The organism is Rhodosalinus sp. (assembly GCF_041685465.1).
In the GTDB taxonomy this organism is placed as follows: Bacteria; Pseudomonadota; Alphaproteobacteria; order Rhodobacterales; family Rhodobacteraceae; genus Rhodosalinus.
This window is the reverse complement of the sequence record NZ_JAWLFS010000142.1, coordinates 1-7,906: the sequence shown is the minus strand read 5'-3', so window position 1 is coordinate 7,906 and position 7,906 is coordinate 1. Positions and strand designations below refer to the sequence as shown.

Here is a 7,906-nt window from a genome sequence, read left to right as displayed (position 1 = left end):
CTACCGCCGGGTGATCAACCGCAACAACCGCCTCAAGCGGCTGATCGAGCTGCGCGCGCCCGACATCATCGTGCGCAACGAGAAGCGGATGCTGCAGGAGTCGGTGGACGCGCTCTTCGACAACGGCCGCCGCGGCCGCGTCATCACCGGGGCCAACAAGCGCCCGCTGAAGTCGCTCTCCGACATGCTGAAGGGCAAGCAGGGCCGGTTCCGCCAGAACCTTCTCGGCAAGCGGGTGGACTTCTCGGGCCGCTCGGTCATCGTGACCGGTCCCGAGCTCAAGCTGCATCAGTGCGGCCTGCCGAAGAAGATGGCGCTCGAGCTCTTCAAGCCGTTCATCTACTCGCGGCTCGAGGCGAAGGGCCTCTCCTCCACCGTCAAGCAGGCCAAGAAGCTCGTCGAGAAGGAGCGCCCCGAGGTCTGGGACATCCTCGACGAGGTGATCCGCGAGCATCCCGTCCTGCTGAACCGCGCGCCGACGCTGCACCGCCTCGGCATCCAGGCCTTCGAGCCGGTTCTGATCGAGGGCAAGGCGATCCAGCTTCACCCGCTGGTCTGCGCGGCCTTCAACGCCGACTTCGACGGCGACCAGATGGCGGTGCACGTGCCGCTGTCGCTCGAGGCGCAGCTCGAGGCCCGGGTGCTGATGATGAGCACGAACAACGTGCTGTCGCCGGCGAACGGCTCGCCGATCATCGTGCCCTCGCAGGACATGGTCCTCGGCCTCTACTACATCAGCCTCGCGCGTGACGGGATGAAGGGCGAGGGCATGGCCTTCGCCAACCCCGACGAGGTGCAGTTCGCGCTCGACACGGGGCAGGTGCACATGCACGCGCGGATCACCTGCCGGATGCCGCAGATCGACGAGACCGGCAACGAGATCTGGGTGCGCTGCGACACGACGCCGGGCCGCGTGCGGCTGGGCCAGCTCATGCCGCTGAACGCGAAGGCCCCCTTCGAGCTGGTCAACCGCCTCCTGCGCAAGAAGGAGGTGCAGCAGGTCATCGACACCGTCTACCGCTACTGCGGGCAGAAGGAGTCGGTCATCTTCTGCGATCAGATCATGTCGCTCGGCTTCCGCGAGGCGTTCCGCGCCGGCATCTCCTTCGGCAAGGACGACATGGTGATCCCCGAGGAGAAGTGGGGCATCGTCGACGAGACCCGCGACCACGTCAAAGAGTTCGAACAGCAGTACATGGACGGACTCATCACGCAGGGCGAGAAGTACAACAAGGTCGTGGATGCCTGGTCGAAGTGCAACGACCAGGTGACCGAGGCCATGATGGGCTCGATCTCCGCCACGCAGTACGACGAGGCCGGGGCCGAGCAGGAGCCGAACTCGATCTACATGATGGCGCACTCCGGCGCCCGGGGCTCGGTCACGCAGATGAAACAGCTCGGCGGGATGCGCGGCCTGATGGCCAAGCCGAACGGCGACATCATCGAGACGCCGATCATCTCGAACTTCAAGGAAGGCCTCACCGTTCTGGAGTACTTCAACTCCACCCACGGTGCCCGGAAGGGCCTGTCGGACACCGCGCTCAAGACGGCGAACTCGGGCTACCTGACCCGGCGTCTCGTGGACGTGGCGCAGGATTGCATCGTGCGCGAACACGACTGCGGCACCGACCTGTCGATCATGGCCGAACCGGCCGTGAACGAGGGCGAACTCGTGGCGAGCCTCGGCGAGCGCGTGCTCGGCCGGATCGCGGCGGAGGACATCGCCGACCCGACGAGTGGCGAAGTGATCGTTGCGGCCGGGGAACTCGTGGACGAGCGCCTCGCCGACCGCCTCGACGAGGCGGCGGTGCAGACGGCGCGTATCCGCAGCCCGCTCACCTGCGAATCCGAAGAGGGCGTCTGCGCCATGTGCTACGGGCGCGATCTCGCGCGGGGCACGATGGTCAACGTCGGCGAAGCCGTGGGCATCATCGCCGCGCAGTCGATCGGCGAGCCGGGCACGCAGCTCACGATGCGGACCTTCCACATCGGCGGCGTCGCGCAGGGCGGCCAGCAGTCCTTCCTCGAGGCGAGCCAGCCGGGGATCGTGCGCTTCGAGAACGCCTCGACGCTCACGAACGCGGCGGGCGAACTGCTGGTCATGGGCCGCAACATGAAGCTCTCGATCCAGGACGAGCAGGGGCAGGAGCGGGCGAGCCACAAGGTCGGCTACGGCTCCAAGCTCTTCGTCAAGGACGGGGCCGAAATCGAGCGGGGCGACAAGCTCTTCGAGTGGGATCCCTACACGCTGCCGATCATCGCCGAGAAATCGGGGATCGCGCGCCATGTGGACCTCGTCAACGGCGTCGCCGTGCGCGAGGAGACCGACGAAGCCACCGGCATGACCCAGAAGATCGTCGCCGACTGGCGGACCGCGCCGAAGGGCAACGAGCTGAAGCCCGAGATCATCCTCGTGGACGAGGACGGCCAGCCGGTGCGCAACGAGGCGGGCAACCCGGTCACCTACCCGATGTCGGTGGACGCCATCCTGTCCTGCGAGGACGGCCAGAAGATCGAGGCCGGCGACGTCGTGGCGCGCATCCCGCGCGAGGGCGCCAAGACGAAGGACATCACCGGCGGTCTGCCGCGGGTGGCGGAACTCTTCGAGGCGCGGCGGCCCAAGGACCACGCGATCATCGCCGAGATCGACGGCTACGTGCGCTTCGGAAAGGACTACAAGAACAAGCGTCGCATCACGATCGAGCCCGCGGACGACAGCCAGCAGCCGGCCGAGTACATGGTGCCCAAGGGCAAGCACGTCCCCGTGCAGGAGGGCGACTATGTCCAGAAGGGCGACTACGTCATGGACGGCAACCCGGCGCCGCACGACATCCTGTCGATCATGGGGGTCGAGGCGCTGGCCAACTACATGGTCGACGAGGTGCAGGAGGTCTATCGCCTGCAGGGCGTGAAGATCAACGACAAGCACATCGAGGTGATCGTCCGCCAGATGCTCCAGAAGTGGGAGATCCTCGACAGCGGCGAGACCACGCTTCTCAAGGGAGAGCATGTCGACAAGGCGGAGCTGGACGAGGCCAACGCCAAGGCGGAGGCCAAGGGCGGGCGCCCGGCGAACGCGGAACCGATCCTGCTCGGCATCACCAAGGCCTCGCTGCAGACGCGGTCCTTCATCTCCGCCGCCTCCTTCCAGGAGACGACGCGCGTGCTCACCGAGGCCTCCGTTCAGGGCAAGCGCGACAAGCTCGTCGGCCTGAAGGAGAACGTGATCGTCGGCCGCCTGATCCCGGCGGGCACCGGGGGCGCGACGGAGCGCGTGCGCCGTGTCGCGCAGAACCGCGACAACGTCGTGATCGAGGCCCGGCGCGAGGAGGCGGAGGCCGCCGCCGCGCTTGCCGCGCCGGCCGAGGAGGTCACCGCGGAGGACGCGTTCCCCGTCGATACGCCGGAAAGCCGCGACGAGTGATCGCTCGGTCCCTCGGGGCCGGCCATGCAGTATCGGGCGGCGGCGCTTCCGGGCGCCGCCGCTGCCGTGTCAGGGGGCTGCGAAAACCGCGCGCACGCGGTCGGCGTCGATCGCGAAGCGCTCGCGGAAATGCGCCTCGCCCGCCGCGTCGAGAAGTGGCAGCTCCGCCGGCGCGACATGCGCCTTCTGGCGAGAGTCGTTGTGGTCGTTGTGACCGCGCAGGTACATGTCCTCGTGCGTGAAGGTCACGGTCGGCATGAATCGATTGATCCTGTTGTGCGCGAAGTTCATCAGCGTGAGCCGGACCCCCGGCTGCACCGCCGCCGCCTGTGCAACGCCCCAGTAGGGTGTGACGGTCGGCTCGGCGCGGAGACCCTGCGCGGTCGGGCGTCCGACCCAGCCGCGGTTCCAGTCGAATCCGACCATCCGGTGCGACCGGGTGAGCGCCGCGCAATCCCGCGCGGCGGCGCGCAGGCGCTCCACGAAGGTCACCGCCACAGCGTCGTCGTCGTCGTGCCGGAACATCACGCAGGGCTCGTCCATGTCGCGCGCGTCGTTGATGACCTCCTGACAGACCTGGCGGTGGGGTCCGGGCGGACGCGCGACGATCCGCGCCTGCGGTACTGCGGCCAGCAGCCCCTCGAGCCGCGCGCGCAGGGGGGCGGGCATCGCTTCGCCCACGAGCACGAGGAAGGTGAACTCGGGGTCCGTCTGGGCCGCGATGCCGGGCAGGCAGATCGTCTCGAACTGGCGGAACCGCGCCTCGATCCGCTCGGGCGCGTAGAGATAGGCGATGCGTGTGGCGATGTCGTCGTGCTCCACCTGAAAGCCGCCCTCGGCGGGGTAGGAGAAGCGGCAGAAGCCGATGATCTGCATGGGTGTGCCCGTTCCGAAAGACCGGGACGAGGGTTGCACCGCGGCGCCCCGCACGGCAAGCGTCGGCGGGCTGTTGACAACCCTCGCGACTCTGCCTATACGCGCCGCATCCCGGCCCCCGGACTGTTCAGGGCGCCGGCATCATGACTGAAGTGGCCAAGATCCGGGCGACCGCCCCGATCCTCTGGAAGCCCGCCGCGTCGGCCCGAAGGCAAGGGCTGAATGCGGCACTTGTAGTTTTGCGCGGATGCCGTGCGCGCCGCCGAGGAAGCCAGCCGCGGGCCGCCGCGGCGGACGAGACAAACGGGGAAGAGACCCTTATGCCAACGATCCAGCAGCTGATCCGCAAGCCGCGGCAGCCCAAGACCCGGTCGAACAAGTCGATGCATCTCGAGGGCAACCCGCAGAAGCGCGGCGTCTGCACGCGGGTCTACACGACCACGCCGAAGAAGCCGAACTCGGCCATGCGGAAGGTTGCGAAGGTTCGCCTGACCAACGGCTACGAGGTGATCAGCTACATTCCCGGCGAGAAGCACAATCTTCAGGAGCACTCGGTGGTCCTGATCCGTGGTGGCCGTGTGAAGGACCTTCCGGGCGTGCGCTACCACATCCTGCGCGGCGTGCTCGACACGCAGGGCGTCAAGGACCGCCGGCAGCGCCGCTCCAAATACGGCGCCAAGCGCCCGAAGTAAGAGGAACAGAGGATGTCCCGCCGTCATCGCGCCGAGAAACGTGAAATCCTGCCCGACCCGAAATTCGGCGATCGGGTGCTGACCAAGTTCATGAACAACCTGATGATCGACGGCAAGAAGTCGGTCGCCGAGGGCATCGTCTACAATGCGCTCGACCGGGTGGAGACGAAGGTCAAGCGTGCGCCGGTCGAAATCTTCCACGAGGCGCTCGACAACATCAAGCCCTCGGTCGAGGTCCGCTCGCGCCGCGTGGGCGGTGCCACCTATCAGGTGCCGGTCGAGGTGCGCCCCGAGCGCCGCGAGGCGCTGGCGCTGCGCTGGCTCATCGACGCCTGCCGCAAGCGCAACGAGAACACCATGGAAGAGCGCCTCGCCTCCGAGCTGCTGGATGCCGTGAACTCCCGCGGTTCGGCCGTGAAGAAGCGCGAGGATACGCACAAGATGGCCGAGGCCAACAAGGCCTTCAGCCACTACCGCTGGTAAGCCGAGGGCCGGGCGCGGACGGCCGCCCGCCCGCCTTTCCGACCCAGCCGGCCGATACGGAACATGGGGAAGCCCCGGGCGTGGCCCGGACGACCTAGAGGACGCAAGGATGAAACGCGACTATTCGCTCGAGCGCTACCGCAATTTCGGGATCATGGCGCATATCGACGCCGGCAAGACGACGACGACCGAGCGCGTCCTGTTCTACACCGGCCGCTCGCACAAGATCGGCGAGGTGCACGACGGCGCCGCGACCATGGACTGGATGGAGCAGGAGCAGGAGCGGGGGATCACGATCACCTCGGCCGCGACCACGACCTTCTGGTTCCGCACCGAGGACGGGGAGAACCCGACCGGCATCTACGGCGATACGCCCGATGAGGCGAAGTTCCGCTTCAACATCATCGACACGCCGGGACACGTCGACTTCACGATCGAGGTGGAGCGCTCGCTCGCCGTGCTCGACGGGGCGGTGGCGGTGCTCGACGCCAACGCCGGCGTCGAGCCCCAGACCGAGACCGTCTGGCGACAGGCGGACCGTTACCAGGTGCCGCGCATCGTCTTCGTCAACAAGATGGACAAGCTCGGGGCCGACTTCTTCAACTGCGTGAAGATGATCAAGGACCGCACGGGGGCCACCCCCGCGCCGATCCAGATGCCCATCGGGGCCGAGGACAAGCTCGAGGGCATCGTCGATCTGGTGACGATGAAGGAATGGGTCTGGAAGGGCGAGGATCTCGGCGCCTCCTGGGTCATCCAGGACATCCGCGACGACCTGAAGGACCAGGCCGAGGAGATGCGCGGCGAACTCGTCGAGCTCGCGGTCGAGCAGGACGACGCGGCGATGGAAAAGTACCTCGAGGGCGAGGAACCGGATCTTCCGACGCTGCGCAGCCTCATCCGCAAGGGCACGCTCTCGCTTTCCTTCGTGCCGGTGCTCGCGGGGTCCGCCTTCAAGAACAAGGGCGTGCAGCCGATGCTGAACGCGGTGATCGACTACCTGCCCGGTCCGCTCGACGTGCCGCCCTACAAGGGTTTCGCGCCGGACGACGAGACCGAGACACGCAACATCGAGCGCCGCCCGGGCGACGACGAGCCCTTCGCCGGCCTCGCCTTCAAGATCATGAACGACCCCTTCGTCGGCTCGCTGACCTTCACCCGCATCTACTCGGGACACATGAAGAAGGGCGACAACGTCCTCAATGCCACGAAGGGCAAGCGCGAGCGGATCGGGCGCATGATGATGATGCACTCGAACTCCCGTGAGGAGATCGACTGGGCCGGGTCCGGCGACATCATCGCGCTCGCGGGTCTCAAGGACACGACCACGGGCGACACGCTCTGCGATTCCGCGAAGCCGGTCGTGCTCGAGACGATGACCTTCCCCGATCCGGTGATCGAGATTGCGGTCGAACCCAAGACCAAGGCCGACCAGGAGAAGATGTCGGCGGGCCTGCAGCGCCTCGCGGCGGAGGATCCGTCGTTCCGGGTCGAGACCGATCTCGAGTCCGGTCAGACGATCATGAAGGGCATGGGCGAACTTCACCTCGACATTCTCGTCGATCGCCTGAAGCGCGAGTTCAAGGTCGAGGCCAACATCGGCGCGCCGCAGGTGGCCTATCGCGAGACGATCTCGCAGCAGGTGAAGCATACCTATACCCACAAGAAGCAGACAGGCGGTTCCGGTCAGTTCGCCGAGGTGGCGCTCGAAATCGCGCCGACCGAGGCGGGCGAGGGCTACAGCTTCGAGAGCCGCATCGTCGGCGGCACGGTGCCGAAGGAGTACGTGCCCGGTGTCGAGAAGGGCATCCAGTCCGTGATGGACTCGGGTCCCGTGGCCGGCTTCCCGGTGATCGACTTCAAGGTGGCGCTGGTGGACGGCAAGTACCACGACGTCGACTCCTCGGTGCTCGCCTTCGAGATCGCCAGCCGCATGTGCATGCGCGAGGGTCTCAAGAAGGCCGGCGCGAAGCTTCTCGAGCCTGTCATGCGTGTCGAGGTGATCACCCCGGAGGAATACACCGGCAGCATCATCGGCGACCTGACCTCGCGGCGCGGGCAGGTGCAGGGACAGGACCCGCGCGGCAACGCGATCGCGATCGAGGCCTTCGTGCCGCTGGCGAACATGTTCGGCTACATCAACAACCTGCGCTCCATGTCCTCGGGCCGCGCGCAGTTCACGATGCAGTTCGACCACTACGAGCCGGTCCCGCAGAACATCTCGGACGAGATTCAGGCGAAATACGCATAACCGCGGTGCGTGGGGATCCACGCACCCTACCCCGTAGGGTGCGTGCCCGGCACGCACCGTGAGACGAAAAGGAGGCCAGGCATGGCAAAGGCAAAGTTCGAACGCAGCAAGCCGCACGTGAACATCGGGACGGTGGGTCACGTTGACCACGGCAAGACGACGCTGACGGCGGCGATCACG

6 protein-coding genes are annotated in these 7,906 nt (G+C 66.9%); 5 read left to right on the top strand and 1 reads right to left on the bottom strand.

Going from position 1 to position 7,906, the window contains the following annotated elements:
* Positions 1-3,424 (top strand): DNA-directed RNA polymerase subunit beta' (gene rpoC, locus ACESL7_RS10315; protein WP_372893239.1); only part of this gene is annotated, 3,424 nt, incomplete at its 5' end.
* Between the two features lie 69 nt (positions 3,425-3,493).
* Here the strand turns inward: rpoC and ACESL7_RS10310 are convergent.
* Entirely contained in the window at positions 3,494-4,300 is an 807-nt protein-coding gene (locus ACESL7_RS10310) for a putative rhamnosyl transferase (RefSeq protein ID WP_372893238.1), read from the bottom strand.
* Between the two features lie 320 nt (positions 4,301-4,620).
* Between ACESL7_RS10310 and rpsL the strand changes: the two genes are divergently transcribed.
* The 4 genes from rpsL to ACESL7_RS10290 all read left to right on the top strand — a co-directional run.
* Positions 4,621-4,992, top strand: coding sequence for a 30S ribosomal protein S12 (rpsL, locus tag ACESL7_RS10305; protein WP_115981731.1), 372 nt, complete (start codon positions 4,621-4,623; stop codon positions 4,990-4,992).
* A gap of 12 nt (positions 4,993-5,004) precedes the next feature.
* A complete protein-coding gene (gene rpsG, locus ACESL7_RS10300; protein WP_372893237.1) occupies positions 5,005-5,475 on the top strand; it encodes a 30S ribosomal protein S7 in 471 nt (156 codons plus the stop codon).
* A gap of 109 nt (positions 5,476-5,584) precedes the next feature.
* Positions 5,585-7,726 carry an elongation factor G gene (gene fusA, locus ACESL7_RS10295; RefSeq protein WP_372893236.1) on the top strand — a complete coding sequence of 714 codons (2,142 nt, stop codon included), beginning with the start codon at positions 5,585-5,587 and terminating at the stop codon, positions 7,724-7,726.
* Between the two features lie 81 nt (positions 7,727-7,807).
* Positions 7,808-7,906, top strand: a 99-nt coding sequence (locus ACESL7_RS10290) for a GTP-binding protein (protein ID WP_372893240.1), incomplete at its 3' end; no start/stop codon positions are given.

Coding starts and splice junctions, on each gene's coding strand:
- fusA (WP_372893236.1), top strand. CDS start 5,585: ATGAAACGCGACTATTCGCTCGAGCGCTACCGCAATTTCGGGATCATG.
- rpsG (WP_372893237.1), top strand. CDS start 5,005: ATGTCCCGCCGTCATCGCGCCGAGAAACGTGAAATCCTGCCCGACCCG.
- ACESL7_RS10310 (WP_372893238.1), bottom strand. CDS start 4,300: ATGCAGATCATCGGCTTCTGCCGCTTCTCCTACCCCGCCGAGGGCGGC.
- rpsL (WP_115981731.1), top strand. CDS start 4,621: ATGCCAACGATCCAGCAGCTGATCCGCAAGCCGCGGCAGCCCAAGACC.